At 53.1% G+C, this 2249-nt stretch carries 1 protein-coding gene; it reads right to left on the bottom strand.

Annotation, left to right across the window (positions count from 1 at the left end; genetic code table 11):
* A partial coding sequence (locus AR688_RS07235; protein ID WP_156420245.1) for an Ig-like domain-containing protein occupies window positions 1-2249 on the bottom strand: 2249 nt, incomplete at both ends.

Genomic DNA, 2249 nt, shown 5'->3' with positions numbered 1-2249 from the left:
CCAGACGATTTATTTACCACGGTAATTACCTCATAAGCCGTTATAGAAATTGTCACTTCGCCATTAACGCTGCCACCGCGATTGTCAGTTACCGTAAAGCTGATGGTATCAGTACCGGCAAAGCCTGCTTGCGGGGTGTAGTGCAGGGTTTGTGCAGCCGTGATTGTCACGCTGCCGCTTTGAGCGCTGGCGCTGCTGATACTAAGCGCATCACCGTCTGCATCGGTGGCATTGGCCAGCACATCAATGTCAATCGCTGTTTTATCATTAGTACTGGCTGTTGCATTGGTTACCAGCGGCGGCCGGTTGTAATACACCTGCACTGTAACGGTGGCACTGGCACTGCCGTTATTGCCATCGCTGATGCCATAGCTAAGCGTATCGGTGCCGACAAAGTCCTGTGCCGGGGTGTACAGCAGTGTCAGGCCGTCATCGCTGATGCTGACACTGCCAAAAGCGGCAGCTGCCTGATTAATGCTTAGCGTATCGCCGTCGGCGTCGGTGTCGTTTTGCAGTACTTCCAGCGTATGGCTTTGGTTCCATAGTACTGAGTAACTGTCGTCTGCAGCCACTGGCAACTGGTTACCATTTAATACAACGGCTACACCGCCCGGGTCAACAATAGTGCCATTGGCCAGGCCGTCAGCATCGTTAGCACCGCCATCTTCTATCTGCAACTGCACACACCAGTGGCCTGCATTTAAACCAGCCTGCCAGCTGCTGTCGCCCGGAGGAGGACAGAAACCCGGTTCGCCAGCGGCGCTGAATAGCTGATTACGTTCGTTTTGCACAAAGTTAGTCCAGCCGTTGGCCTGGGTATATTTGCGGTAAACCGCATTTTGTGGCACAGGCTGGCGCTGCGGCAATACCAAACGATAACTGGCGCCCGCTTCCGGCAGGCTATGCAGGATAAAGTCGAAACTGCCGCCGATGTTGGTGGCTTGCATATCAGGTTCCAGCCATTGCTGATCTACCGCAGTTAACTGGATGCCACCGGTGTTGCTTAGTGCTGCAGCTGCGCCTTTACGCAGACAAATGCCTGGCTCGCCTTCGGCAACAAATTGCACAATACTGGCCAGTTGTTCTGGTATGACGTTGCAGTCAAAGCCCGGATCCAGATAGTTAGGAATACCATTGCTATTGCTGTCGCCAAAGCCTTCAACATTATCAGGTATCAGGTTGTTGTTGCTGTCGCTGTTATCCAGAACAGGCAGTACATCCTGTACCAACAGGTAAATTTCCGCAGTACTGCTTAGCGGCTCTGCCGCGTTATCTGTTGCGCTCAGGGCAATGCGGTATACGCCGCTGCTCAGGCTGGCAGGTTCAAATACAAACTGCGACGCATCCGCAGAGATATTTGTCAGAGCTGCATCCGCTTGCCATTGCTGGCTGACAGTATCACCGGGGTTAGGATCAGTAACCTGCGCCGAAATAGTGACCACGCCAGCGGTTTTGCCCACTGTCAGCCGGTTTTCACCTTGCTGCTGCGCATCCAGCACCACTACCGGAGCCAGATTAGCCTCAGTAGCCGTAATGGTTGTGCTGGCATTGGCACCCAGGTTCAGGCTACTGCTCAGCGTAACAACAATATCTTTCTCTGCCTGAGTCGTTAAATCAGCAAACACATCAAAGCTGATGCTGGCGCGCAGGCCCGAACTTAGCTGCACTGAACCGGCCGCTAAATTGTGCTCCGTTACCGCACTGGCAGAACCAGCAACACTGTAGGCCACCTCAAGCGGATAAACCGGAGCCGGGCCATTCAGTATTACCTCTATGGTAACAGTACTGTTGTTAATCACCGTTTGTGGTTTGCTTAACGAAACCAATGGGTTGATTTGCAGTAACTGGGTAACCGTGCTGCTAATACCGCTGGCATCAGTTGCCCGCCAGTACAATTCGTGGCGCCCGGCTGCGAACATCGGCAAGCCATTCACCAGCGACACTCCCAGGCGGTTGCCTGCAACATCAACTGCTGTAGCTACACCGACATCGACCTTGGTAAACAGGCCGGTAGCATTGATGATTAAATCATCCGGAGCGGTAATAACCGGTGCATCCGGGTTGCTGCCGTCAATTTGCAGTGTCACCTGCGCCATATCGCTTAGCTCGCCATCGGTAATGCTATAGCTAAATGAGGCTGTGCCACTGAAGTTATCCGGCGCGGTAAATAACAGCTTATTGTTTTGAATACTGACCAGACCAATACTGGCTTTAGCGGCCGTAATGGTCAGGCTGTCGCCGTCCGGGTC

The sequence above is a fragment of the Rheinheimera sp. EpRS3 genome (genome assembly GCF_001513785.1).
GTDB lineage: Bacteria > Pseudomonadota > Gammaproteobacteria > Enterobacterales > Alteromonadaceae > Alishewanella.
Note: the sequence above shows the minus strand (reverse complement) of the source record. Positions and strands in the feature narration are given on the sequence as shown.